The 24464-nt window shown below is 63.8% G+C and carries 22 protein-coding genes and 1 other RNA gene; 5 read left to right on the top strand and 18 right to left on the bottom strand.

The window, feature by feature from the left end; translation table 11 throughout:
- The 18 genes from BN1132_RS11230 to rsmI all read right to left on the bottom strand — a co-directional run bounded on the left by BN1132_RS11230 (window position 1) and on the right by rsmI (window position 19671).
- Window positions 1–906 carry a M23 family metallopeptidase gene (locus BN1132_RS11230; protein ID WP_042077615.1) on the bottom strand — a complete coding sequence of 302 codons (906 nt, stop codon included), beginning with the start codon at window positions 904–906 and terminating at the stop codon, window positions 1–3.
- A gap of 140 nt (window positions 907–1046) precedes the next feature.
- Window positions 1047–1970 (bottom strand): UDP-3-O-acyl-N-acetylglucosamine deacetylase, encoded by a 924-nt coding sequence (gene lpxC, locus BN1132_RS11225; RefSeq protein ID WP_042077614.1) that lies wholly within the window; start codon window positions 1968–1970, stop codon window positions 1047–1049.
- A gap of 102 nt (window positions 1971–2072) precedes the next feature.
- Complete coding sequence (gene ftsZ / locus BN1132_RS11220) at window positions 2073–3224, bottom strand: cell division protein FtsZ (RefSeq protein WP_005305686.1); 1152 nt, start codon at window positions 3222–3224, stop codon at window positions 2073–2075.
- A gap of 39 nt (window positions 3225–3263) precedes the next feature.
- Window positions 3264–4523 (bottom strand): cell division protein FtsA, encoded by a 1260-nt coding sequence (ftsA, locus tag BN1132_RS11215; protein WP_025328454.1) that lies wholly within the window; start codon window positions 4521–4523, stop codon window positions 3264–3266.
- Window positions 4504–5256 carry a cell division protein FtsQ/DivIB gene (locus tag BN1132_RS11210; RefSeq protein ID WP_029314839.1) on the bottom strand — a complete coding sequence of 251 codons (753 nt, stop codon included), beginning with the start codon at window positions 5254–5256 and terminating at the stop codon, window positions 4504–4506. Before BN1132_RS11210 ends, ftsA begins: the two co-directional genes overlap by 20 nt.
- 97 nt (window positions 5257–5353) lie before the next feature.
- Window positions 5354–6808, bottom strand: coding sequence for a UDP-N-acetylmuramate--L-alanine ligase (gene murC / locus BN1132_RS11205; protein WP_042077612.1), 1455 nt, complete (start codon window positions 6806–6808; stop codon window positions 5354–5356).
- A gap of 110 nt (window positions 6809–6918) precedes the next feature.
- Window positions 6919–7986 carry an undecaprenyldiphospho-muramoylpentapeptide beta-N-acetylglucosaminyltransferase gene (gene murG / locus BN1132_RS11200; RefSeq protein ID WP_042077609.1) on the bottom strand — a complete coding sequence of 356 codons (1068 nt, stop codon included), beginning with the start codon at window positions 7984–7986 and terminating at the stop codon, window positions 6919–6921.
- Window positions 7983–9167 (bottom strand): cell division protein FtsW, encoded by a 1185-nt coding sequence (ftsW, locus tag BN1132_RS11195; RefSeq protein WP_042077608.1) that lies wholly within the window; start codon window positions 9165–9167, stop codon window positions 7983–7985. Before ftsW ends, murG begins: the two co-directional genes overlap by 4 nt.
- Entirely contained in the window at window positions 9164–10447 is a 1284-nt protein-coding gene (gene murD, locus BN1132_RS11190; RefSeq protein ID WP_042077606.1) for a UDP-N-acetylmuramoyl-L-alanine--D-glutamate ligase, read from the bottom strand. The genes ftsW and murD overlap by 4 nt, the downstream gene beginning before the upstream one ends.
- Window positions 10448–10450: 3 nt before the next feature.
- A complete protein-coding gene (gene mraY, locus BN1132_RS11185; protein ID WP_042077605.1) occupies window positions 10451–11533 on the bottom strand; it encodes a phospho-N-acetylmuramoyl-pentapeptide-transferase in 1083 nt (360 codons plus the stop codon).
- Window positions 11527–12882 carry a UDP-N-acetylmuramoyl-tripeptide--D-alanyl-D-alanine ligase gene (locus BN1132_RS11180; protein ID WP_042077604.1) on the bottom strand — a complete coding sequence of 452 codons (1356 nt, stop codon included), beginning with the start codon at window positions 12880–12882 and terminating at the stop codon, window positions 11527–11529. The genes mraY and BN1132_RS11180 overlap by 7 nt, the downstream gene beginning before the upstream one ends.
- On the bottom strand, window positions 12879–14363 hold the full coding sequence (gene murE, locus BN1132_RS11175) for a UDP-N-acetylmuramoyl-L-alanyl-D-glutamate--2,6-diaminopimelate ligase (protein WP_042077603.1): 1485 nt from the start codon (window positions 14361–14363) through the stop codon (window positions 12879–12881). Before murE ends, BN1132_RS11180 begins: the two co-directional genes overlap by 4 nt.
- A gap of 95 nt (window positions 14364–14458) precedes the next feature.
- On the bottom strand, window positions 14459–16225 hold the full coding sequence (locus BN1132_RS11170; protein ID WP_042077601.1) for a penicillin-binding transpeptidase domain-containing protein: 1767 nt from the start codon (window positions 16223–16225) through the stop codon (window positions 14459–14461).
- Window positions 16222–16536 carry a cell division protein FtsL gene (gene ftsL, locus BN1132_RS11165; RefSeq protein ID WP_042077599.1) on the bottom strand — a complete coding sequence of 105 codons (315 nt, stop codon included), beginning with the start codon at window positions 16534–16536 and terminating at the stop codon, window positions 16222–16224. Before ftsL ends, BN1132_RS11170 begins: the two co-directional genes overlap by 4 nt.
- 3 nt (window positions 16537–16539) lie before the next feature.
- Complete coding sequence (rsmH, locus tag BN1132_RS11160) at window positions 16540–17478, bottom strand: 16S rRNA (cytosine(1402)-N(4))-methyltransferase RsmH (RefSeq protein ID WP_042077597.1); 939 nt, start codon at window positions 17476–17478, stop codon at window positions 16540–16542.
- On the bottom strand, window positions 17479–17937 hold the full coding sequence (mraZ, locus tag BN1132_RS11155; RefSeq protein ID WP_042077595.1) for a division/cell wall cluster transcriptional repressor MraZ: 459 nt from the start codon (window positions 17935–17937) through the stop codon (window positions 17479–17481).
- A gap of 451 nt (window positions 17938–18388) precedes the next feature.
- Window positions 18389–18775: RNase P RNA component class A (gene rnpB, locus BN1132_RS19190), an RNA gene on the bottom strand.
- Window positions 18776–18837: 62 nt separating this feature from the next.
- Entirely contained in the window at window positions 18838–19671 is an 834-nt protein-coding gene (gene rsmI / locus BN1132_RS11150) for a 16S rRNA (cytidine(1402)-2'-O)-methyltransferase (RefSeq protein WP_042077594.1), read from the bottom strand.
- Window positions 19672–19870: 199 nt separating this feature from the next.
- Between rsmI and BN1132_RS11145 the strand changes: the two genes are divergently transcribed.
- The 5 genes from BN1132_RS11145 (at window position 19871) to BN1132_RS11125 (ending at window position 24452) form a co-directional block, all read left to right on the top strand.
- Complete coding sequence (locus BN1132_RS11145) at window positions 19871–21661, top strand: penicillin-binding protein activator (RefSeq protein WP_042077593.1); 1791 nt, start codon at window positions 19871–19873, stop codon at window positions 21659–21661.
- Window positions 21579–21974 (top strand): YraN family protein, encoded by a 396-nt coding sequence (locus tag BN1132_RS11140; RefSeq protein WP_084202835.1) that lies wholly within the window; start codon window positions 21579–21581, stop codon window positions 21972–21974. Before BN1132_RS11145 ends, BN1132_RS11140 begins: the two co-directional genes overlap by 83 nt.
- 9 nt (window positions 21975–21983) lie before the next feature.
- The gene (locus BN1132_RS11135; RefSeq protein WP_010675848.1) at window positions 21984–22574 is read left to right on the top strand and encodes a D-sedoheptulose-7-phosphate isomerase; all 591 of its coding nucleotides are present in this window, start codon (window positions 21984–21986) and stop codon (window positions 22572–22574) included.
- A gap of 4 nt (window positions 22575–22578) precedes the next feature.
- Window positions 22579–23157 (top strand): division/outer membrane stress-associated lipid-binding lipoprotein, encoded by a 579-nt coding sequence (gene dolP, locus BN1132_RS11130; protein WP_042077591.1) that lies wholly within the window; start codon window positions 22579–22581, stop codon window positions 23155–23157.
- Between the two features lie 395 nt (window positions 23158–23552).
- The gene (locus BN1132_RS11125; protein ID WP_042077589.1) at window positions 23553–24452 is read left to right on the top strand and encodes a LysR family transcriptional regulator ArgP; all 900 of its coding nucleotides are present in this window, start codon (window positions 23553–23555) and stop codon (window positions 24450–24452) included.
- Window positions 24453–24464: the final 12 nt, after the last annotated feature.

The following is a 24464-nucleotide window of genomic DNA, read 5'->3' as shown; positions in this document are numbered from 1 at the left end:
CTAACCCCGTCTGGCATTCAGAAAGCGCGCGGGGTTGACCTGACGACCATCTTTCAACACTTCGTAATGCAAATGAACTCCGGTCGCACGACCGGTTCGCCCCATCAGGGCGATCTTCTGGCCTTCGTCGACCAGGGTGCCCACATCCACCAGCAACTTGGAATTGTGGGCATAGCGGGTGACCAGACCATTGCCATGGTCTATCTCCACCATGTTGCCGAACTCAGGGTGACGCCCCGCCCAGCTGATGATCCCCTTGCCGGTCGCCAGTATGGGGGTGCCGGGCTTGCCGCGGAAATCCACCCCTTTGTGCATCTTGGCACGACCGTTGAACGGATCGACCCGGCCACCGAAGCCGGAGGAGATCCAGACCCGCTCCTGTTTCACCGGTGAACCCGAGATGAAGCCGGCATCGGTGATATGGTGATTCGTGATGAAGGATTCAAGTACCGACAGCTGCTCTTCGCGGCTGCTGAGCTGACGATTGAGGTGTTCCATGGAGTCTTGCAGCTCGCCCAGGCTGACTTCCAGGTCCGCATCGTAGGAGGGACCGCCCATGGGGGGCAGCTCCTTGAAGTTGAACTCCTCGGGATCGAGGTCCGCCTTCTCGGTCAGGCGTTCGCCGAGGGCGTTGAGACGACCGAGCTGCCCCTGCATGGTGCCCACCTGGGCCGCCAGCATGGCGAGCTGTTCGCGGGCTTCATCGGCCCCTTGCGTGGATTTTTGCTGCTGCGCCAGGGTCAGCGCCACTTCCAGCGCCTCCATCTTCTGGTGCCAGCTCTGCCAGAGCCAGCCACTCCCCAAGGCCAATGCAGTGAAGAGGATACCGCCGACCCAGGCCAGACGTTGTTTGGGTAAGTGCAACTTGCGGCGCTGCTTACCGTGGAGGATCAGGGTAATGCTCATAGGAATCTGTCTTCTCGGTCAGGTGAGGCCAAGGGCCTGCACGGGCAATAAAACCGGGAGATAATCGGTATTAAAGGATGGAATAAACAAATGACAGGACGTCGGTGCGGAGAGATGACCGACGTCCTGTTGCACAGCTATCAGGCCAGAACCAGACCGTTGTCGTAGTAAGCGATGGGCGCTTTGTCGCCCTCACCCTCGAAGGTCACCAGCTCCCAGGCCTCCTGCTGGGCCAGCAAGGCGCGCAGCAGCTTGTTGTTCAGGGCATGGCCCGTCTTGTAGGCACGGAATTCACCGATGATGCTGCGGTTGCACATGTACAGGTCACCGATGGCATCCAGCATCTTGTGCTTGACGAACTCGTCTTCGTAACGCAGGCCATCTTCGTTCAGAACCCGGTAGTCATCCAGCACCACGGCGTTTTCCAGGCTGCCGCCCAGCGCCAGGTTCTGGGAACGCAGGTACTCGATGTCACGCATGAAGCCGAAGGTACGGGCACGGCTGATCTCTTTCACGAAAGAGGCACCGGAGAAGTCCAGCACGCAACGCTGGTTGCGGCCTTCAAACACCGGATGCTGAAAATCGATCTCGAGATCCATCTTGAAGCCGTTGCGATAGGGGTGGAATTCCGCCCACTTGTCGCCGTCTTCAACCCGGATGCTCTGCTTGATCCGCACGAACTGCTTGGCTGCGTTCTGTTCACGGATACCCACTTCCTGCAGCAGGTAGATGAACGGATGCGCACTGCCATCCATCACCGGGATCTCGGGTGCGTCGACCTCTACATAGAGGTTGTCGATCCCCATCCCGGCCAGGGCGGCAGAGAGGTGTTCAATGGTCGACACGCGGACGCCGGCTTCGTTCACCAGAGCGGTACAAAGCACGGTATCACGCACCTGATCGGCGTTGGCTGGCAGCTCTACCACAGGATTCAGATCGGTACGCAAGTAAACGATCCCTGTGTTAACAGGCGCCGGACGGAACGTCATAGTGACTTTCCGGCCCGAATGCAGGCCCACACCGGTGGCCTGGACACTCGTTTTCAAGGTTCTTTGTCTAATCATGGGCGTATCCGCTTTAACAGCTCAAATTCCTGACCAGATGGTCGTTGCCAGGCCATCTTAGCACAATCCTTAAGCAACAAACAAACCAGAGCCATCAGAGGCTTAGTCTGCCTGTTTGCGCAGGAACGCAGGAATATCGAGATAATCCGGTTCGCGACGAGCCTGGGGCTCGGCGTTCACCACCTTGGCCGGCGCCTCTTCCATCACGCGAGACTGCAGGGCTTCGCTGATCAGGGGCTGACGGGCCGGACGCTCTTGGACCATGTTGTTCTTGACCAGGGTGATGTCGGGCTTGCGCTCGGCACCGATACCGGTAGCCACCACGGTGACGCGCAGTTCGTCGTGCATCTCCGGGTCGATGACGGTACCCACCACCACAGTGGCGTTCTCGGACGCGAAGGCCTTGACCGCGTTACCCACGGTCTCGAACTCTTCGATGGTCATGTCCATGCCGGCGGTGATGTTGACCAGGATGCCGCGGGCACCGGCCAGATCCACGTCTTCCAGCAGCGGGCTGGAGATGGCCTTCTCGGCCGCTTCTTCGGCACGGTCGTCACCGGAGGCGGAGCCGGTACCCATCATGGCGGTCCCCATCTCGCGCATCACGGTACGCACGTCCGCGAAGTCGACGTTGATCAGGCCCGGACGGGTGATCAGCTCGGCGATGCCCTGTACCGCGCCCAGCAGCACGTCGTTGGCCGCCTTGAAGGCGTCCAGCAGGGAGATGCCGCGACCCAGCACCTTCAGCAACTTGTCGTTGGGGATGGTGATCAGGGAGTCGACGTTCTTGGACAGCTCCTCGATACCGTGGGCGGCGAAGCCCATCCGCTTCTTCCCTTCGAAGGAGAACGGCTTGGTCACGACGGCAACGGTCAGGATACCCATCTCGCGGGCCACTTCGGCCACGATAGGCGCGGCGCCCGTACCCGTACCACCGCCCATGCCGGCGGCGATGAACACCATGTCGGAACCGGTCAGCAGCTCGCGCAGCGCTTCCCTGTCTTCCATGGCGGCGTCACGGCCCACTTCCGGGTTGGCCCCGGCACCCAGACCCTTGGTGATGCCACCACCGATCTGCAGAGTCGTGTTTGCACTGGAGTTGCGCAGCGCCTGGGCGTCGGTGTTGACGGTAATGAACTCAACACCCTCGATGTTTTGACGAACCATGTGCTCGACTGCGTTGCCGCCGCCGCCACCCACACCTATCACCTTGATGACGGCTTCGTCAGTGTGGCTATCCATAAATTCAAACATGTTGTCTCTCCGCTTTATTTGCCTGACTCAGCAAAATCTTTAGAACTCGCCACGCAACCAGTTGCTGACCCGTTTGACCAGCCCACCTACGCTTGCCTTGGCGGCATATTCCTTGCTACTGCCGGTGGATTGATTGGTACGGCCGTACTGCAGCAACCCGACCGCAGTCGAGTACACCGGCGCCTGTACGTAATCGCTCAATCCCCGGATATTCATGGGTTCGCCCACCCGGACCTGGCTTTGGAAGATCTGCTCTGCGCACTCCACTATGCCTTCGATCTGGGCCGCGCCACCGGTCAAGACCACACCGGCGGCCAGCTGATGCTTGACCCCCTGTGCCTTCAATTCGCTCTGCACCCGCACCAGCTCGTCATTCACCATGGAGAGCAACTCGGTGTAACGGGGTTCAATCACTTCCGCCAGTGTCTGCCGCTGCAGGCTGCGCGCCGGACGACCGCCGACACTGGGCACTTCGATATTGTCTTCCTTGCTGACCAGGCGGCCGAGGGCGCAGCCGTAGCGCACCTTGATCGCTTCGGCGTCCAGCGGCGGCGTGCCAAAGGCGTAGGCGATGTCGCTGGTCACCGTGCTGCCGGCGTAGGGGATCACCTTGGTGTGACGCAGGGCGCCGCCGGTAAAGAGCGACATGTCCATGGTACCGCCACCTATGTCCACCACGCAGACACCCAGCTCCTTCTCGTCCTCGGTCAGCACCGCATAGCTGGACGCCAGCGCCGAGAAGATCAGCTGATCCACCCGCAGACCCACCTTCTCCACGCACTTCTCGATGTTGCGAGCCATGTCGTTGTGGCAGGTGATCAGGTGCACTTTGGCCGCCATCCGCACACCGGACAGGCCGACCGGGTTCTTGATCCCTTCCTGATAGTCGATGGCGAACTCCTGGGGCAGCACGTGCAGCACCCGCAGCTCGTCCGACAGTCGCACCGACTTGGCGGTGTGGATGACGTTGTCCACGTCCTCCTGGGTCACCTCCTCATCGGAGATGGGCACCATGCCGGTCTCGTTGCGGCAATCGATGTGCTTGCCGGACAAGCCCAGATATACGGAGCTTATCTGGCAGTCGGCCATCATCTCGGCCTCTTCCACCGCGCGGCGCAGGGACTTGACCACGGAGTCGAGGTCATTGACCCCGCCCTTCTCCATCCCGCGAGAAGCGTGGCTGCCCATGCCGATGACATTGAGTTCGCCATCGGGCAATACTTCGCCAACCAGTACCGCCACCTTGGTCGTGCCGATATCCAGTCCGACAATCAAATTTCTATCTGCGGTGTTGGTCATTCACTTTCTCTTCGCTTTTCTTCCAGCCAACTGCCATCCCGGTGTCGTATCGAAGATCCACGTAAGCAACCCGCTCACGGGGCTCGATGACCGGAAAGGCATCGATAAACCGCTGCAGACGAAGCGCGATATCAGAGCGCCCCACAAACAGCTGAATGTTGCCATCCAGGGTCAGTTCCCAGGCATGGCGGGGGGTCAGATTCACCCCCAGCAACTTGTATCCCTTGGCCGCCAGCAGCGTCTCGTACTGATGGCTGGCTTCCAGCACCTTGGCGGCCTGATCATCGGGCCCGGACAACTGCATCAGGGGTTTCTTCACCCTGTCCGGAGCACTGAACACCTCACCCTTGGTGTTGACGAAACGGTTGCCGTTCCAGCGGGCCGCCACGTCCTGTTCGGTGAGATAGACCTTGATCTTGTTCGGCCACTTCTTGCGTACCGAGACCTGGGCCACCCAGGGCAGGGCGTTCAACCGCGCCTGCAATTCGTTCACGTCCAGCTCGAAGAAGTTGCGAAGCTCGGCACCATCCAGCACGGCGGCACGCAACTCATCGGCCTTCAAATATTCGTGTTGCCCCTGCAGCAACAGCTCGCTCATGGGCAACCGACTGGCATCCGTCAGCCAGTCTTTAACATCCAGCGCAGTCTGGTAGAGCCCCCACATGACCAGGATGAAAAATGCCACCCCGGCGATGAAGCCCCCCTTGGTGCGCCCTTGTGCCCTTGCCTCCACCCGATCGATCCCCGTTTAACGCGCCTTGCCGGCCACTTGCAGACCGGTTCGCCATTATATAGGCCCCGGCTTGGCGGTCAAAATACTCATTGGGCCCTCAGGCACCGGATTTCATGCTATCCACGCTCAATTTCATCTCGCCGAGACGGCGGGCCAGCGCCCCGACGTTACCCGCCCCCTGGGTCAGCACCAGATCCCCCTCGCCGATGAGATCGGCCAGCACGGCCGGCACGTCGTCAGGCGTTGCGACAAAGATGGGCTCCAGGGTGCCGCGGGAGCGGATGGTGCGGCACAGGGCGCGGCCATCGGCCCCTGGGATCGGCTCCTCGCCGGCGGCATAGACCTCCAGCATCACCAGCACGTCCACCTTGGAGAGCACGTCGGCGAAATCTTCGTAGAGATCCCGGGTCCGGCTGTAGCGGTGGGGCTGGAACACCATCACCAGCCGCTTGTCGGGCCAGCCGGCGCGGGCGGCGTTGATGGTCACCTTCACCTCGCTCGGGTGGTGGCCGTAGTCGTCCACCAGCATGGCCTTGCCACGGCCGGTCTCGAACTCGCCGTATTGCTGGAAGCGACGTCCCACCCCTTCGAACTTTGCGAGCGCCCGGATGATGGCCTCGTCACCTATGCCGTCTTCGGTCGCCACCGCGATGGCGGCGGCGGCATTGAGCGCGTTGTGGATGCCCGGCAGATTCAGGGTCACCTCCAACTCGCCAGCATCCTTGCGACGGACCCTGAATCGGCTGCGGTTGCTGGTCTGCACGAAGTCCAGCACCTGCACATCGGCGTCATCAGACAGGCCATAGGTGATGGTCGGGCGGGCGATCTCCGGCAGCATGCCGCGGATCACGGGGTCATCCACGCAGACCACGGCCAGGCCGTAGAACGGCAGGTTGTGCAGGAAGTCGATGAAGGTGGCCTTCAACTTGGAGAAGTCGCCGCCATAGGTGTCCATGTGATCCGCTTCGATGTTGGTCACGATGGAGACCATGGGCTGCAGATGCAGGAAGGAGGCGTCGCTCTCGTCCGCTTCCGCAATCAGATAACGGCTGCTGCCCAGGCGGGCATTGGTGCCGGCGCTGTTGAGCAGGCCGCCGATGACGAAGGTGGGATCCCTGTCCGCCTCGGCGTAGATGCTCGCCACCAGGCTGGTGGTGGTGGTCTTGCCGTGGGTGCCGGCGATTGCGATGCCGTGGCGGAAGCGCATCAGCTCCGCCAGCATCTCGGCGCGGCGCACCACGGGGATACGCAGCTCGCGGGCGGCCAGCAGCTCGGGGTTGTCCTGCTTGATGGCGGTGGAGACCACCACCACGCTGGCACCGTCCACATGCTCGGCACTGTGCCCCACGAAGATGTGGGCGCCGAGGGACGCCAGGCGCTCGGTCACCCCGTTGCGGGCCAGATCAGAACCGGTGACCTGGTACCCTTCGTTGGCAAGCACCTCGGCAATACCGCCCATACCGGCGCCACCTATGCCGATAAAGTGGATGCGACGCACGCGGCGCATTTCGGGGATAACGGTACGCAGTTTTGCCAGTTCAACCTTGGTCATAGTTCTTTCTCAATTCGCGGCCACAAGCCATTTTCATTCGGCGACACATGTATTCGGAGACAGGAGCGCGGCCTTGGCCAGCGCCATCCTGTCCATCAATCTCGTTCGGCTCACCCGGTGGCGAGCCGCTTGCACTCATCGGCCACCCGTTCGGCGGCATCGATGATGGCGACCCGGCGCGCAGCTTGGGCCATGTTCAGCAGGGTTTCCCTGCGCCCGGCGAGCCAGGAGAGACGGGCGGCCAGAGCGGCCGGCGTCAGCTCGGACTGGGGCAGAAACTCGGCCGCACCGCCGTCGACCAGGGTCAGGGCGTTGCGGGTCTGGTGATCGTCCACCGCATGGGGCAGCGGCACGAAGATGGCGGCCACCCCGGCGGCGGCCACTTCGGAGACCGTCAGGGCCCCGGCACGGCACACCACCAGGTCCGCCCAGGCATAGGCATCCGCCATGTCCCTGATAAATTCACTCACCTCGGCCTCGACCCCCAGCCCGGTATAGGAGGCAGCCACGGCCTCCCCGTTGCCCTTGCCGCACTGGTGGCGCACCGCGATGGGCACACCGGCGGCGGCGACCGCGGGCGGCACCTGCTCGTTGAGAACCCGGGCACCCAGGCTGCCACCGACGATGAGCAGGCGCAGAGGTTCGGCTGCGCTGCGCAGCACGGGGTCCGGCAGGGCCACCACCTCGGGGCGCACTGGGTTGCCCACCACGGCGGTGCGGGCGTTGGGGGCGAAGGCGCCGGGGAAGGCCATCAGCACCCGCTTGGCGAGGCGGGCCAGCAGCTTGTTGGTCATGCCGGCCGCCGCGTTCTGCTCGTGCAGCAAGAGCGGGATGCCGGCAAGCCAGGCGGCCACGCCACCCGGGCCCGAGGCGAAGCCCCCCATGCCCAGCACCACGTCGGGCTGGATGGTCTTGAGCACCTGACGGGCCTGCAGCACGGATTTGACGATGCGGTAGGGGGCCGCGAGCAGCCGCTTGATGCCGTTGCCACGCACCCCCTGGATGTCGATGAAGGAGATGGGATAGCCATGGGCAGGCACCAGCTCCGCCTCCATACGGTCGGCGGTGCCGAGCCAGTGGATGGTCCAACCCTGGGCCTTGAGTCGATCGGCGACGGCCAGGCCGGGGAACACATGGCCCCCGGTACCACCCGCCATCACCAGTAACGTCTTGCTCACGAAACCTCCCGCACGCGCGCCTGGGCACTGACCTGGCGCAACTCGAAATCGATACGAATCAACATGCTCACCGCCACCATCATGATGATGAGGCTGGAGCCGCCATAGCTGACCAGCGGCAGGGTCAGCCCCTTGGTGGGCATCATGCCGCTGGCGGCACCGACGTTGACGAAGGTCTGGAAGCTGAACCAGATGCCGACGCCGATGGCCAGATAGCCTTCATAGAGCCGCTCGGCCACCAGCGCCTGATGGCCCAGCTTGAGCGCCTTGACCGCCAGCGCGAAGATGAGGAAGAGTGCGCCCAGCACGCCCACGTAACCCAGCTCCTCGCCGAGGATGGCGAACACGAAATCGGTATGGGCCTCCGGCAGGTACTCCATCTTCTGGATGGAGTTGCCGAGCCCCTCGCCAAACCAGCTGCCGCGGCCGAACGCCATCAGGGACTGGGTCAGCTGGTAGCCGCTGCCGAAGGGGTCGGCCCAGGGGTCGAGGAAGGAGGTCACCCGCCGCATCCGGTAGGGCTCGGCGATGATCAGGGTCACCACGGCGCTCACCCCCACCAGGATCAGGCCGATGAACTGCACCAGCCGGGCGCCGGCCAGGAACAGCATGCCGAGCGAGGTGACGAACATCACCACCACGGACCCGAGATCCGGCTGGGCCAGCAGCAGTATGGCCACCACGAACAGCACCGCCATGGGCTTCATGAAGCCGATGAAGCGCTCGCGCACCTCGCTCTGGCGGCGCACCAGGTAGCCCGCCAGGTAGACGAACAGCGCCAGCTTGCCGAACTCGGCCGGCTGCAGGTTGAAGGGACCGAGCGGCAGCCAGCGCACCGAGCCGTTGACGCTGCGCCCCACCAGCAACACCATCACCAGCAGCACGATGGCGAGCAGCAGCATGGGGCCGTTGTACTGCTGCCAGCGGGCCATGGGCACCTGCAGCACGAACCAGGAGATGCCGAGCGCCATCACCAGGAACATGCCGTGGCGCTTCACGAACATGAAGGGATCATCCCCCAGGGCTATCCCTTCGGGGATGGAGGCGGACGCCACTATCACCAGCCCCACCGACATCAGCGCCAGCGCCAGCACCACCAGTTGCCGATCGTAGAGACCGGCGGGGCGCGCCGGTAGCAACCAGCGCTGCAGGAAGCCTGCGACTGCGCGAAGGGCGTTCATAACTTCTGTACCAGCTCGGTGAAGCGATCGCCACGCGCTTCGAAGGACTTGAACTGATCCAGGCTGGCGCAGGCCGGCGCCAGCAGCACCCAGTCACCGGGTCTGGCATCGGCCGCCGCCTTGGCGACGGCGGCGTCGAGATCCGCCACCCGCTCGGTCTGCTCGCCCAGGGCCAGCAGCACTTCGGCATCCTGGCCGAAGCAGTACATGTGATCGATCTGGTTGCCGAGCAGGGCCTGCACCGGGCCGAAGTCCTGGCCCTTGCCCTGGCCGCCGGCCAGCAGCAGCAGACGTCCCCTGACGGACTCGCGCACCCCGGCCACGGCGGCCAGGGTGGCCCCCACGTTGGTGGCCTTGGAGTCGTTGATCCAGCGCACCCCGTTCACCTCCCGCACGAAGCGGGCGCGATGGGGCAGGCCCTCGAAACGGCGCAGCACGGCGAGCTGGGGCTCGCGGGGAATGCCGACCGCGTCGCACAGGGCCATGGCCGCCAGGGCGTTGGCCTGGTTGTGGGCACCGACGATCTTCATCTCGTCCACCGCCAGCAGCGGCTCACCGTGCAGGGTCAGCCAGTGGCGGCCCGCCAGCTCACAGCGGCCATAGCCGTTGCAGTCCAGCCCGAAGCTCTGCCATACCTGGCCCACATCGGGCAGGGTCTGGGGATCGTCGCGATTCACCAGGATGTGCTGGGAGTGCTGATGGATCTCCATCTTGGCGGCGCGGTAGTCGGCCATGCCCTCATAGCGATCCATGTGATCTTCGGAGAGGTTCAATACCACGGAGGCGGCGGCTCGCAGGCTGTGGGTGGTCTCCAGCTGGAAGCTGGAGAGCTCCAGCACGCAGAGATCCATGGGCTGCTTGAGCAATTCCAGGGCCGGGGTGCCGATGTTGCCACCGACCCCGACCTTGAGGCCGGCCTCGGCGATCATCTCCCCCACCAGGGTCGTGACGGTGCTCTTGCCGTTGGAGCCGGTGATGGCGATGACGGGCACCTGGGTCTCGCGCACGAACAACTCGATGTCGCCGACTATCCTGATGCCGCGCTCTGCCGCGGCCTTGAGCTCCGGGGTCGAGAGGGCGATGCCCGGGCTCGCCACTATCATGTGCGCCTGCTTGAGCCGTTCTCCGTCCAGCCCGTGGACGAGCTCCACCTCGGGGGGCAGCTGCTCCTTGCCGGGGGGGTTGGCACGGGTGTCCATCACCAGGGGCGTGACGCCGCGGCCGAGGAAGTAGTCGACGCAGGAGAGTCCGGTTTTGCCGAGTCCGATGATGATGACCATGGCTTACCTCACCTTCAGGGTGGCGAGGCCAAGCAGCACCAGCATGAGGGTGATGATCCAGAAACGCACGATGACGCGCGGCTCCGGCCAGCCCTTCTTCTCATAGTGGTGATGAATGGGCGCCATGCGGAAGATCCGCACGCCGCGCAGCTTGTAGGAGCCCACCTGCAGGATCACCGAGACGGTCTCCATCACGAAGACGCCCCCCATGATCACCAGCAGGAACTCCTGGCGCACCAGCACGGCTATGGTGCCGAGCGCGCCACCCAATGCCAACGAACCTACATCCCCCATAAAGACCTGGGCCGGATAGGTGTTGAACCAGAGGAAACCCAGGCCCGCCCCGACGATGGCGGTACAGACGATCACCAGCTCGGAGGTGTAGGGCACGTAGGGGATGTGCAGGTAGTTCGCGAAGTTGACGTTGCCGGTCGCCCAGGCGATCAGGGCGAAGCCCCCCGCCACCATCACGGTCGGCATGATGGCCAGCCCATCCAGGCCATCGGTCAGGTTGACCGCGTTGGAGGTGCCGACGATGACGAAGTAGGTCAGCAGGATGAACATCAGGCCGAGCTGGGGCATCACGTCCTTGAGGAAGGGCACCACCAGCTGGGTCTGGCCGTCGTGGGTGGCGGTGGCATAGAGGAACACGGCCACCCCCAGCGCAACGGCGGATTGCCAGAAGTACTTCCAACGGGCGATCAGGCCGTCGGTGTTCTTGCGCACCACCTTGAGGTAGTCATCGGCGAAGCCGATGGCACCGTAGGCGCCCAGCACGAACAGCACCAGCCAGACATAGGGATTGTCGAGGCGGCACCAGAGCAGCACTGAGATGAAGATGGCGGCGATGATCATCAGGCCGCCCATGGTCGGAGTGCCCTTCTTGCTGAGGTGGGACTCGGGACCGTCGTTGCGGATCACCTGGCCGAACTTCAGGATCTGCAAACGGCGGATGAGGCGCGGCCCCATCCAGAGCGCCACCACCAGGCCGGTGATGATCGACAGGATGGCGCGAAACGTCAGGTAGGAGAAGACGTTGAAGAAGGTGAAGTGCGGGGTGAGCAGTTCCGCCAGCCAGACTAGCATGTGGCTGACTCCTGATGGCCCTTGACCATCTCGACGATATCTTCCATGCGGGAGCCACGGGCGCCCTTGACCAGAATCGAAATTTCCTGATGTGACTTTATCATTTGCGCAAGCACTTCAAACAACGACGCCTTGTTATCGAAATGTCGGCCAGCCGCGGCATCTGCGGTGTGGCGACTCTGTTCCCCTACGGTCAGCACGGCGTCAAGGCCCTGCTCGCGGGCGTGGCGACCGACCCGGGCATGCTGCGCGGCGGACTCCTCACCCAACTCCTTCATGTCACCGAACACCAGCACCTTGTAGCCGCCCATGGCGGTCAGGGCGTCGATGCCCGCCAGCACGGACTCCACGCTGGCGTTGTAGGTGTCGTCCACCAAGGTGAGACCACCCCAGCGCTGCACGCAGAAGCGGCCCTTGACCGGCGCCATCTGCTCCAGACCGACTTTGACCGAGGCCAGAGAAGCACCGAGCGCCAGGGTCCCGGCGGCGGCGGCCAGGGCGTTCGCCACGTTGTGGCGCCCCGGAATGGCCAGGGTCAACGCCACCTCACCCTGCGGGGTCACCATCACGAATCCGGCGCAGCCCTGCTCGTTGAGCACGATGTCGCGAGCATGGAACGGCTGGCTCTGATCCTCGAGGGAGAAGGCGCAGCGGATGCCCTTCTCACGCCACTTGGGCCAGAATTCGTTGTCGGCATTGACGATGGCGCTGCCGCCCTCGCGCAGGCCTTCGAAGATTTCGCTCTTGGCATGGAAGACCCCCTCCAGGGAGCCGAAGCCCTCCAGATGGGCCGCCGCCACGTTGTTGATGATGGCGGCATCGGGCTTGGCCAGCGACGTGGTCCAGGCGATCTCCCCCGGGTGGTTGGCCCCCAGCTCCATCACCGCAAACTGGTGCTGCGGCTCCAGGCGCAGCAGGGTGAGCGGCACCCCCACCTCGTTGTTGAAGTTGCCGGCGGTGGCCAGCACCTCCCCCTCGCAGCGCAGGATGGCGGTCGCCATCTCCTTCACCGTGGTCTTGCCGCAGCTGCCGGTGATGGCCAGCACTTTCGGGTTGATGCGCTCGCGCACCAACCGGCCCAGACGCCCCAGCCCCTTGAGGCTGTCGGCCACCACCAGTTGCGGTATGGCCAGGGGCAGCTCGCGTTCCACCAGCAGGGCACTGGCGCCGGCGGCCACCGCCTGATCGCAGAAATCGTGGGCGTCGAAGCGCTCGCCGCGCAGGGCGACAAACAGCGCCCCTTCGCCCAGGGTACGGGTGTCGGTGCTGACCGCCGTGATCTCATGGTCGCTCCCGATCAGACGGGCATCGAGCACCTGCGCCAGGTCGGCAAGCCTGAGGGTCATCATCTGAATGACTCCATTAATGTGTGCAAGGCGGCCGCGACGGTTTCCCGGTCGCTGTAGTGCCGCTTGTCGGTTCCAATGATCTGATAATCCTCGTGGCCTTTGCCGGCCACCAGGATGATGTCCTCTTTGCTCGCCTGACTCAGCGCCAGCCGGATCGCCTTGACCCTGTCGTGCTCGATCTGCACGGCGCCGGGATCGCGAAGCCCCGCCACCATGTCGGCCATGATCCGGGCCGGCTCCTCGGTACGGGGGTTGTCGTCGGTCAGGATCACGCGGTCCGCATGCAGCTCCGCCATGGCGGCCATCATGGGCCGCTTGCCGCGATCCCGATCGCCGCCGCAGCCCACCAGGCACCAGAGGCGACCGTGGCAGTGCACCCGCAGGGCCTGCAGCGCCTTCTCCAGCGCGTCCGGGGTATGGGCGTAATCGACCACGGCGAGCGGCGCATCGCCACCGCCGAAGCACTCCATGCGACCGGTCACCGGCTGCAGCTGAGGCGCGGTGGCCAGCAGGGCGTCGAAATCGTAACCGAGCACCAGCATGGCCCCCATGGCGCCCAGCACGTTGCTGACGTTGAAGCGGCCGAGCAAGGGGGCGGATAATACACCATTCCCCCAACTGGAGTTAATGCGCGTGTCAAAACCTTGTTGATGGAAATGGGGATCCTGCGCCGTCAGCTGTCGTCCGGCATGGTTTTCAATCGGGCCATGGACGCCGAAGGCCACCGCACCGGGATAGGCCGCCAGCCACTGCCGCCCCAGGCGGTCGTCCGCATTGATGACGGCGCAGGGTTCGTCCACCAGCTTCAGCAGTTCCTCCTTGGCGGCGGCATAGGCCTCCATGGAACCGTGATAGTCCAGGTGATCCCGGCTCAGGTTGGTGAAGACAGCCGCGGCAAACGGCAGGGCGGCGACGCGGTGCTGCACCAGACCGTGGCTGGAGACTTCCATGGCCACCAGATCGGCCCCCTGCTGCTGCAAGGCGGCCAGATTGGCCTGCACCTGGACCGCGCTGCCGGTGGTGTTCTCTGCTTCCACCAGCTCGCCGAACAGGCCGTTGCCTATGGTGCCCATCACCCCGGCCTTGCCCCCCAGCAGGGTGCGCCAGTTCGCCACCAGCAGGGCCGTGGTGCTCTTGCCGTTGGTGCCCGTGATACCCACCAGTTGCAGTTTCTGCCCCGGATGATCGTAGAAGTGGCCGGCCAGCTCGGAGAGGCGGGCGGGCAGATCCTGCATGCCGATGCAGGGGATCTGGGCCGCAGGAGGGACGAATTCTCCATCCTCCTCAAACAGCACGGCGGTCGCTCCCTGAGCCACCGCCTGTTCGATGAAACGCCTGCCATCCACCTGATGGCCTCGGATCGCCACGAAGAGAGAGCCGGGACCGACCCGCCGGCTGTCGAGCTGGAGGTCGGTGAGGGGAAGCGCCGGGGCAGTGATGCCGAAGCGGCTCATCAGTTGATCAAGTGAGATGGACGGCATGGGCAGCCTCCGAAAATGCAGGAATGCGGGCGCACACGGGCACCATGGAAAATGCCCCGACAGCGGCGGGGCCGATGGAAAAAGCCGGATGCCCGTCAAGTACGCGGTGCGCCATTGGTGGCCTCCGTGCGGGCAAGCTTGGCGGGCACCTCGGGCGGGATCGCGTCGGGACGGATGTTGAAGAGCTGCAGCACGCCCCCCATGGCCTCGGCAAAGGGCGGCGTCGCCACGGCGCCGCCGTAGTAGGCATCCCCCTTGGGCTCGTTGATCACCACCACCATGACGAAGCGGGGATTGCTGGCCGGGGCGAAGCCGGCAAACCAGGCCATGTAATCCTTGCCATAGCCCCCCGCCACGGCGACCTTGGCGGTACCACTCTTGCCGCCGACCCGGTAGCCCGGGATCTGGGCCTTGGGAATGGCGTTGCTGACCACGTACTCCAGCGCATGTAGCATGGCGGCCGCATTGTTGTGGTCGATGACCTGCTCGCCCTTGGGCGGCTTGGTCACCTTGATGATGGAGAGCGGCACCCGCTTGCCCTTGTTGGCCAGGGTGGCGTAGGCGGAGGCGAGCTGCAGCGGGGTGACCCGCAGGCCGTAGCCGAACGACAGGGTGGCCCGCTCGATGTCGGACCAGCGGCGACGCTGGGGCAGCATGCCGCTGCTCTCCCCCATCAGGCCGCTGCCGGTGTCCATCCCGAAGCCCACCATGCTGAGGGTGTTGATCATCTCCTGGGCTGGCATCCGCAGCGCGATGCGCGACATGCCGATGTTGGAGGAGTAGCGCAGGATGTCGTACAGGTTGGTCGCCTTGTGGATGCTCACGTCACGGATTTGCTTGGCCCCGATAAAGAGCGGCCCACCCGGGATGAAATCCTTCCAGCTGGTGACGCCGGCCTGCAGGGCGCTCAACAGAATCAAAGGCTTGACGGTCGAACCAGGCTCGTAGGTGTCGGTGACCACCCGGTTGCGCACCCGGAAACTCTGGTACTGGCCGCGGTTGTTCGGGTTGTAGGAGGGGGTGTTGACCATGGCGAGCACCTCGCCGGTCTTCACGTCCAGCATCACCATGGAGCCGGAGGTCGCCTTGTTCTCGTCGGTGGCCCGCTTGAGGGCGCGATAGGCCAGCGCCTGCACCCGCTGATCGATGCTCAGCTGCAGATCGTTGGCATGCTTGCCCTCTTTCACCAGGCCCAGGCGCTCGATGACGCGGCCCTGCCTGTCCTTGCGCACCCGCATCTCGCCAGGGGTCGCGGTCAGCCACTCGTTGTAGCTGCGCTCGATCCCCTCGATGCCGCTGCCGTCGATGTTGGTCACCCCCACCAGGTGGGCGCTGATCTCGCCGGTCGGATAGAAGCGGCGCGCCTCGGGGCGCAGATAGATGCCTCCAAGTTTCAAGCCCTTGATGTATTCCGCCACCGCCGGCGTCACCTGCCGCTGCAGGTAGACGAAGCGCTTGCTCGGATTGGCGATGCGGTGCTTGAGGGTGTTGATGTCGAGCTTGAGCACGGCGGAGAGCGCCAGCCAGGCGCGCTCGTTGTGGATGGCGCCGGACTCGTGCACCGTCTTGGGATCGGCCCAGACGGCCTCGACCGGCACGGAGACCGCCAGCTGCTCGCCGTTGCGATCCGTGATCATGCCGCGCACCGCCTGGGTGGAGGTGGTGCGCAGGGAGCGCATGTCCCCCTCCTGGCGCAGCCTGTCCGGATCGATCACCTGGATCCAGGCCAGCCGCAGGATCAGCCCCGCAAATGCGATGCCGATGAAGAAAACCAGGGTGCGAAAGCGCCAGGGGTAGAGTGACGGTGCTTTCGCCTTGGCTTTGTCCTTTGCCGGAGCCTTGGTGGCGGCCTTGCGTGTCATGGTTGTGTAATTACCTTCTCGGTGGTCACCAGCGGGCGAGCCATCTGCAACTTGTCCATGGCCAGGCTCGCCACCCGGGAGTGCTCGGCCAGGGTGCCCTGCTCCAGCAAGAGGTGGCGCCACTCGATGTTGAGCCTGTCCTCTTCCGCCATCAGATCGTTCTGCTTGGCCGTCAGCCCCCGGGTCATGTTGGTCACCAGGATCACCGCGAAGGCGGTGACCAGCACTGCGATGGTCAGCACGACCTGCAACTTGTGGCGCCAGAGATCCGCAACGATCTCCCTGGCGAGGTGAACGCGCACTTCGCTCATGGCTTACTCCGCCAGCCGCTCTGCGACCCGCAGCACCGAGCTGCGGGATCGGGTGTTTTCATTGACTTCATGCTCGGAAGGCTTGAGCGCCTTGCCGACCGACTTCAGCTTGCGACCGCCGGCCAGCTGGGCCTCGGTCAGCGGGATGCCGTGGGGCACCTCGGGTCCTTTCTCGTGCTTGCGGATGAAGTGCTTCACCAGCCGATCTTCCAGGGAGTGGAAGCTGATGACGGAGAGACGGCCGTGAGGAGCCAAGACTTCTAGCGCGCCGTTCAACGCGGTTTCGATCTCGTCCAGCTCGCTGTTGATGTAGATGCGGATGGCCTGGAAGCTGCGGGTGGCAGCGTGCTTGCCCTTCTCCTTGCTCGGATTGACCCGGGCGATCATCTCTGCCAGCTGGCGGGTGCGCACATAGGGCTCGGTGACCCTGTCGTGCACTATGGCGCGAGCAATCTTCTTGGCGAAGCGCTCCTCGCCGAAGGTCTTCAGCACCCAGGCGATGTCGTCCACATCGGCGCGGGCCAGCCACTCGGCGGCGCTCTGGCCAGTGGTCGGGTCCATCCGCATGTCGAGGGGGCCGTCCTTCATGAAGCTGAAGCCGCGTTCGGCATCGTCCAGCTGGGGGGAGGAGACCCCGAGATCCAGCAGGAAGCCGTCCACCTTCCCCAGCAGGCCGCGCTCGCTCAGGTAGGAGGTGATGCCGGAGAAGGGGCCGTGCACGATCTCGAAACGGGGATCCTGGATCTTCGCGGCCTCGGCGATGGCTTGGGGATCCCGATCGATGGCGATCAGTCGGCCGTTGGGGCCGAGCTGCTGGAGAATGAGACGAGAGTGACCACCCCGGCCAAAGGTGCCGTCGACGTAGATGCCGTCCGGCTTGATGGCCAGCCCTTCGACGGCTTCGTGCAACAGCACTGTGATGTGTTCAGCGGCTTGGGTCATTTATAAAGAAAAATCCTGTAGTCGTGGTGAGCTTGCCCAGTCGTCCTCGGGCAGGCCCAGGATGTCGTCGTTGATCTGTTGTTGCCAGCGGGCTTCATCCCACAGCTCGAACTTGTTGAGCTGGCCCACCAGCATGACTTTCTTGTCCAGCCCGGCATGGCTGCGCAGCGGCTGGCTCAGCAGCAGACGGCCATTGCCATCCAGTTCGCATTCGGCCGCGTGGCCGAGCAGCAGACGCTGCAGGCGGCGTTCCGCCGGGTTGGTGCTGGAAAGGGTCTTGAGCTTGCGCTCTATCTCTTCCCATTCGTTCAGGGGATACAGCAGCAGACAGGGATGAGCGATGTCGATGGTGCAGACCAGCTGGCCGTCGCACTCGTCGCGCAGCCAATCACGAAATTTGGTCGGAATCGCCAACCGGCCCTTGCTGTCCAGGCTGATGGCGTGAGCGCCACGCAACAAATTGCAGTCCCTGAAAATGAGTTAAGGGGGGCAAATCGCCCGATAAAAACCACTTTGATCCACTTTTCTCCACCATGAAGTTTAAGGACGAGCAGGAGGCTTTTCAAGCAAGGATCTCGGGCAGGGGAAACATATTGACGCAGCGTGGGGAGGCGACCGATTAAATGAATTGATTTTTCACAAGTTATTGCTGCTCACAAGCAAGAGATAAATTGGGAACAATTAGAAAATGAACAAAGTAGATATATAAGGGCAGGCTTTTACCTCATCCGTCCTGCGAGAAATCCAGTCACTAACATTACGATGAGGTAAATCATAACAGCATGATTTATAAGCATATCACTCTCATCAAAACCAAGTGCTATTATGGCGAGAACGTGGATGATTGTTCCGCTGTTCCTCAAATAATAAAAAGAGCCTTGCGAGAAGGCGCAAGGCTCTTTGGGAAAGAGGTCGGAGTCGGCCTGTAAGCCGGGTTCTGTACCGGGTTGCCCCGGGTAGCAATCATTCCTCTAGGCCAGCAATCGCTCACTGGCTCAAGCAACCTACCCGCCCCCAACGCGGGCCGCGCCAATAGGGGCCTATTTGGTCTTGCTTCGGGTGGAGTTTACCGTGCCACGAACTGTTGCCAGTCGCGCGGTGCGCTCTTACCGCACCCTTTCACCCTTACCTGATCCCTTGCGGGCCATCGGCGGTCTGCTCTCTGTTGCACTGGTCGTAGGCTCGCGCCCCCCAGGCGTTACCTGGCACCCTGCCCTGTGAAGCCCGGACTTTCCTCCCCTCCGCCCGTCTGTCCCGAGGGACACAACGACGAAGCAGCGATTGCCCAGCCAACTCCGAGGCGCGGATTATAGCCTCGTGAAGCGGACGGGGTAAACCGGCAATTCCCGATTACGGCAATTAATGATGCTCGAGACCGTACTTGTAGAGGGCATTCTTCTTCACCCCGTGGATCTCGGCGGTGAGGGCCGCCGCCTTCTTGAGCGGCAGCTCGGCCACCAGCAGCCCCAGGGTGCGGATCGCCTCCGCCGGCAGCTCCTCTTCTTCCTTTCTGGCCCCCGCCACCACCAGCACGATCTCGCCGCGGCAGCGGTTCTCGTCTTCCCCGAGCCAGGCCAGCATCTCGGAGGCGGGCAGCCCGTGAATGGACTCGAAGGTCTTGGTCAGCTCGCGGCACACCACCACCTGGCGCTCCCCCAGGATACGGGCGATGGCCTCCACCGTCTCCTGCACCCGGCGCGGGGATTCGTAGAACACCAGGGAGCGGGTGTCCTCGATCACCGCCTGCAGGCGATCGTCGCGCCCCTTGGCCTTGGCGGGCAGAAAACCCTCGAAGGCGAAGCGGTCGGTGGGCAGGCCGGCCGCCGAGAGCGCCGTGATGGCGGCGCAGGGGCCGGGCAGCGGCACCACCTTGACCCCGGCCTCGCGACAACGGGTGACCAGATGATAACCGGGGTCGCTGATGAGGGGCGTGCCCGCATCGGAGACCAGGGCCACGCTCTTGCCCTCCTTGATCCGGCCGATCAGCACGTCCGCCTTCTGCTGCTCGTTGTGATCGTGCAGGGCGAAGGTCGGCACCGAGATCTGGTAGTGGCCGAGCAGGATGCCGGTATGCCGGGTATCCTCGGCGGCCACCAGATCGACGCGGCGCAGAGTGTCCAATGCTCGCTGGGTGATATCCGCCAGATTGCCGATGGGGGTGGGGACTATATACAGGGTTGGGATGTCACTCATGGGATCTCCGAGCGTCCCGACAATTGTGTCGCCATATTGGCCCGTTTACACTATGGAGAATTTCAACACTGGTCGGGGAATGAACTTGAACCGGGTTACAAAGCAGCTAAGTGTATCACGACTCTTCGGCATCCTACTCGCGGCAGTCCTGCTTGCCGCCTGTGCGTCGGAGCCCAATCAACCTTCCGGACAGCCCGGCATGCCGTCGGCCTTCTCGGATCTGACCAAGAATGCCCAGTGGTATCTGGAGCAGGTGGAGCCCGCCAAGCCGGCGGAAGCCTTCGTCTGGCAGGTGATGGCTGCGCGCAGCTACCTGGCCCTCGGCCAGGCCAAGCCGGCTGCCGCCCTGTACCAGCAGTTGCAGAAGCAGGCCCAGAGCCCGGAGCAGCAGGCGCAACTGCAGCTGCTGCAGGCGCACCTGCTGCTCGCCCAGGGCAACGCCAACCAGGCGCTGATCCTGCTGGAGGGCAAACCCGAGGTGGCGCTGGATGCCGATACCCAGAAGGACTGGTACCGCCAGCGCGTGGTGCTGCAACTGGACATCAACAACAAGTTCGGTGCCGCCAAGTCGCTGATCCTGCTGGAGCCCTACCTGGCCAAGAATGAACTGGCCACCAACCATCAGCAGATCTGGTCCCTGCTCAAGAGCATGACTCCCTCCACCCTGCAGGCTCTGGAAGAGGCGCCTGCCCCCGACGTCACCACCGGCTGGCTGCGACTGGCCGCCCTGGTGAACGAATTCGGCGCCCAGCCGAGCCAGCTTGCCCGCCAGCTCGCCGGCTGGAAGCAAGCCTTCCCGAACCATCCGGCCCAGAGCGACATGCCGGCCGGCCTGGGTGATCTCGCCACCACGGATGCAGGCCCCCTGCAGCAGGTCGCCGTCTTCCTGCCCCTCTCCGGCAATCTGGAAGCCCAGGGCGCCGCCATCCGCAACGGCATGCTGATGTCCTACAAGGAGAATCAGGGGCAGTTCACCCTGAACTTCTACGACACCCAGGGCAAGGCGATGGGGGATCTCTACAAGCAGGCGATCCAGGAAGGGGCCAACATGATCATAGGCCCGCTGCTCAAGGATCAGGTCGAGGATCTGCTCAAGTCCAACCCGACCGTGCCCGTGCTGGCGCTGAACGAGCTGGACAAGCCCATCGTCAACGACAACACCTTCTATTTCTCCCTCTCCGCCGCCGCCGATGCGAGCCAGGCCGCGCAGTATCTCTATGGGCAGGGCTATCGCAAGCCGCTGTTGATCGCCGCACAAGGCCGGATCGGCTACAGCAGTATCAAGGCGTTCGAGCAGGCCTGGGCCGGCGTCAGCCAGGAGAAACCCGTGGTTGCCACCTTCGGCGCGCGCAACGAGGTGCAGGGCATGGTCAAGAACGCCCTGAGCGGCCGCTCCACCGCCCGTGCCGGGGAGATAGTCCAGCTGTCCGATGCGACGCCGCGCAGCATAGACGCCGTCTACGTGGTGGCCAACAGCCTGGAAACCCGGATGATCAAGCCCTATGTGGACATCTCGGTCAATCCCATGGGCAGCCTGCCCATCTACAGCAGCGCGCGCGGCTATGACAGCGGCGCGACCGAGGTCGCCTCCGAGCTCAACGGCATGCACATCTCCGAGATGCCGCTGTTGCTGGGCGGCTATGAGAAGCAACGTGAACAGATTGCCCTGCTCTGGCCGCAAACCCAGGGGGACCTGCTGCGCCTGTTCGCCCTCGGCTACGATGCCGTCGGCCTGGCTGGCAACCTGCAACAGATGCGCAAGCTGAACGCCATGCAGCAACCTGGCATGAGCGGTCAGCTGAGCGTGGATCCTCAGGGCAACATAGTGCGCATGCTGGACTGGGCCACCTACCAGAATGGCCAGCTGGTCAGCGACAGCGCCGTGCCCCAGCTGGAGGACGCGACCCATGAAGAGGCTACTGGCACAACTGCACCAGCAGTGGTTGAACCTGTTGCCATCGGCGGCGACGAACAAGGGACAGCACTTTGAGCAAGTAGCGGAACGCTGGTTGCAGGCCCGTGGCCTGCAACCCGTGGCCCGCAACTACCGCTGCCGCGGTGGTGAAATCGACCTCGTCATGCGCCAGGGGGAGACCCTGGTGTTCGTCGAGGTCAGATATCGCGCTCAAGCCAGCCATGGCGGAGCCGCCAGCTCGGTCACCCGGCGCAAGCAGCACAAGATCGTGCTGGCCGCACGCCACTATTTCAAGCAACATGCCATCAACGAGGCCAGCCAGGCCTGTCGATTCGATGTGATCGCGTTCGAGGGTGACCAGCCGGACTGGATCCAGAACGCGTTTTAAGAGGACCCCATGACAGACCCCATCAAAGAGAATTACACCGAGAGCATCCAGACCAAGATCGCCGCCGCAGAGGCGCTGCCGGACGCCATCCATACGGCGGCACAGATGCTGACCATCTGCCTGCTCAACGGCCACAAGGTGATGGCGTGCGGCAATGGCCCCTCCTCCGCGCTGGCACAGCTGTTCATCTCCGAGCTGGTCAACTGCTATGAGACGCCCCGCCCCTCTCTGCCCGGACTGGCCCTGACCCCCGACATGGCTACCATTAGCGCCATCGCCACCGATCACGGTTTCGAAGAGGTGTATGCCAAGCAGATCCGGGCCCTGGGTCAGCCCGGCGACATCCTGGTGGTCATCACCACCACGGGCAACAGCCGCAGCCTGATCAAGGCCGCCGAGGCCGCCCTCTCCCGCGACATGACCATCATAGTGCTGGGTGGCGGAGACGGGGGAGAAATCGCCGGTCTGCTCGGACCCAATGACGTGGAGATCCGCGTGCCGTCCGCCCGCCGCCCTCGCATTCTGGAAGTGAATCTGTTGACCCTGCACTGCCTGTGTGATCTCATCGACCAGACTCTTTTCCCGCAACAGGAAGACTGAAACCATGAAGAAGCCCATTCTCGCATTTGTCCTTCTGACCGGCGCCCTGCTGCTGCAAGGCTGCGCAGCCGTGGTGGTCGGCGGTGCAGCCGGTACCGCCAAGGCGACCGGGGATCGTCGCACCCTGGGCGCCCAGTGGGACGATCAGACCATTGAGCTGAAGGCGGCCAATCTGCTGGCCGACAACAAGCCCCTGAGCGCGGCCAGCAAGATCAGCGTCTACAGCAACAATGGCCGCGTTCTGCTGGTCGGCCAGACACCCTCTGACGCTTACAAGCAGGAGGCGGGCAAGATAGTGGCCCGCATCGAAGGGGTACGCCACGTCTATAACGAGCTGCGTCTCGGCAAGCCGGTCAGCATAGGGGTGCGCAGCAACGACACCTGGATCACCTCCAAGGTAAGGGCCGACATGCTGGGGACCAAGAACTTCGACAGCACCAAGGTCAAGGTCGTCACCGAGAACAGCGAGGTGTTCCTGATCGGTCTGGTGACCCGTCAGGAGGGGGATCAGGCCGTGGAGATCGCACGCCACGTCAGCGGGGTCAAGCAGGTGATCAAGGCCTTCGAGTTCGCCCAGAACTGATCCGGCAGAGGCATATAAAATCTCTGGTCACTCTGAACACCGTACGGCCAGATTGATGATGACACTGACAAGGCAGGGTGCTCGAAACTACCCCGACTTCGCTGGGCAGCCCTGCCCCATCCATGATGTGAGTCGCGCCTGAGGGAGCCTTAAAGCCGCACAGCCTCGGAGACTGCCTATGTTTCAGGGTCTCCCTCAGACCGTTGGGCCAGTGGTCGTCATCCCGTTCTGGACACACACAAGCAAGCGGGTTGCTTCATCTTCCCTCGTTACCAGACCCCAATAGATGACTCTTGCCTGCTGGGGTGGCCACTACCCGATCCGCGGCCGGGTTGTCCTCCCGCCGTCGCTCCAGTAGCATTCTTGCTCAATCCTCTTGTTCATAAGGAATGCTGATGAAGGCGTTGGACTACAAGCTGCTGCTGGCGCTGGATGCGGTGATGGAAGAGCAGAACTTCGAGCGGGCCGCCCAGCGCCTGCACATCACCCAGTCCGCCATCTCCCAGCGCATCAAGCAGCTGGAGCAGCAGTTTGCCGAGCCCCTGCTCATCCGCAGCCAGCCGCTGCAGGCCACCGCGCTCGGCCAGAAGCTGCTGGCCCACTACCGCCAGGTGCACCAGCTGGAGCTGGAGCTGGCAGGCGAGCTCTCCCCCGCCGAGCCCCAGGCACCGATCCGGGTCAGCATCGCCGTCAACGCCGACAGCCTGGCCACCTGGTTCCTGCCCGCCCTGGCGCCGCTGCTGGAGCAGCACCCCATCGAGTTGAACCTGCTGGTGGACGACGAGAGCCGCACCCTGGACCGGGTGCGCGAGGGGCAGGCGTTCGGCGCCGTCAGCCTGCAACCCCAGCCCCTGGCTGGTTGCTGCGTCGACGAGCTCGGCGAGATGCGTTATCTGCTCACCGCCAGCCCCGCCTTCGTCGCCCGCCACTTCCCCCGCGGCCTGACCCCGGAGGCGCTCGCCAAGGCGCCGGCGGTGGCCTTCGATCAACGGGACGACATGCATGTGAGCTTCATGGCCCGTCACTTCGCCCTGGCCCCGGGAGGTTACCCCTGCCACACGGTGAGATCCTCCGAGGCCTTCGTCGCCATGGCGGAGCAGGGGCTGGCCTGTTGCCTCATCCCGGAGCTGCAGATCCGCCGCCAGCTGGCCGAGGGCAGCCTGCTCGATCTCAGCCCGGACCACCATCTGGTCGAGCGACTCTACTGGCACCGCTGGGTGCTGGAGCGGGGGCTGCACAAGCAGATCTCCCAACGCCTGATCCAGCAGGGGCGCCGGGCACTGCAACCGCGCTGAGGGGGCCATTCA

The sequence above is a fragment of the Aeromonas sanarellii genome (assembly GCF_000820085.1).
Taxonomy (GTDB): Bacteria; Pseudomonadota; Gammaproteobacteria; order Enterobacterales; family Aeromonadaceae; genus Aeromonas; species Aeromonas sanarellii.
The sequence above is the reverse complement of the archived record's forward strand: the minus strand, read 5'-3'. Positions and strand labels throughout refer to the sequence as shown.

Bases quoted from the DNA above. Each gene is read 5' to 3' on its own strand.
- ftsL (WP_042077599.1), bottom strand. From the start codon at position 16,536: ATGAGCGAAGTGCGCGTTCACCTCGCCAGGGAGATCGTTGCGGATCTC.
- murC (WP_042077612.1), bottom strand. From the start codon at position 6,808: ATGACCAAGGTTGAACTGGCAAAACTGCGTACCGTTATCCCCGAAATG.
- BN1132_RS11145 (WP_042077593.1), top strand. From the start codon at position 19,871: ATGCCGTCGGCCTTCTCGGATCTGACCAAGAATGCCCAGTGGTATCTG.
- ftsA (WP_025328454.1), bottom strand. From the start codon at position 4,523: ATGACCAACACCGCAGATAGAAATTTGATTGTCGGACTGGATATCGGC.
- BN1132_RS11180 (WP_042077604.1), bottom strand. From the start codon at position 12,882: ATGATGACCCTCAGGCTTGCCGACCTGGCGCAGGTGCTCGATGCCCGT.
- ftsZ (WP_005305686.1), bottom strand. From the start codon at position 3,224: ATGTTTGAATTTATGGATAGCCACACTGACGAAGCCGTCATCAAGGTG.
- ftsW (WP_042077608.1), bottom strand. From the start codon at position 9,167: ATGAACGCCCTTCGCGCAGTCGCAGGCTTCCTGCAGCGCTGGTTGCTA.
- rsmI (WP_042077594.1), bottom strand. From the start codon at position 19,671: ATGAGTGACATCCCAACCCTGTATATAGTCCCCACCCCCATCGGCAAT.
- BN1132_RS11135 (WP_010675848.1), top strand. From the start codon at position 21,984: ATGACAGACCCCATCAAAGAGAATTACACCGAGAGCATCCAGACCAAG.
- rsmH (WP_042077597.1), bottom strand. From the start codon at position 17,478: ATGACCCAAGCCGCTGAACACATCACAGTGCTGTTGCACGAAGCCGTC.
- BN1132_RS11230 (WP_042077615.1), bottom strand. From the start codon at position 906: ATGAGCATTACCCTGATCCTCCACGGTAAGCAGCGCCGCAAGTTGCAC.
- BN1132_RS11125 (WP_042077589.1), top strand. From the start codon at position 23,553: ATGAAGGCGTTGGACTACAAGCTGCTGCTGGCGCTGGATGCGGTGATG.
- mraY (WP_042077605.1), bottom strand. From the start codon at position 11,533: ATGCTAGTCTGGCTGGCGGAACTGCTCACCCCGCACTTCACCTTCTTC.
- dolP (WP_042077591.1), top strand. From the start codon at position 22,579: ATGAAGAAGCCCATTCTCGCATTTGTCCTTCTGACCGGCGCCCTGCTG.
- BN1132_RS11140 (WP_084202835.1), top strand. From the start codon at position 21,579: ATGAAGAGGCTACTGGCACAACTGCACCAGCAGTGGTTGAACCTGTTG.
- murE (WP_042077603.1), bottom strand. From the start codon at position 14,363: ATGCCGTCCATCTCACTTGATCAACTGATGAGCCGCTTCGGCATCACT.
- lpxC (WP_042077614.1), bottom strand. From the start codon at position 1,970: ATGATTAGACAAAGAACCTTGAAAACGAGTGTCCAGGCCACCGGTGTG.
- murD (WP_042077606.1), bottom strand. From the start codon at position 10,447: ATGGTCATCATCATCGGACTCGGCAAAACCGGACTCTCCTGCGTCGAC.
- BN1132_RS11170 (WP_042077601.1), bottom strand. From the start codon at position 16,225: ATGACACGCAAGGCCGCCACCAAGGCTCCGGCAAAGGACAAAGCCAAG.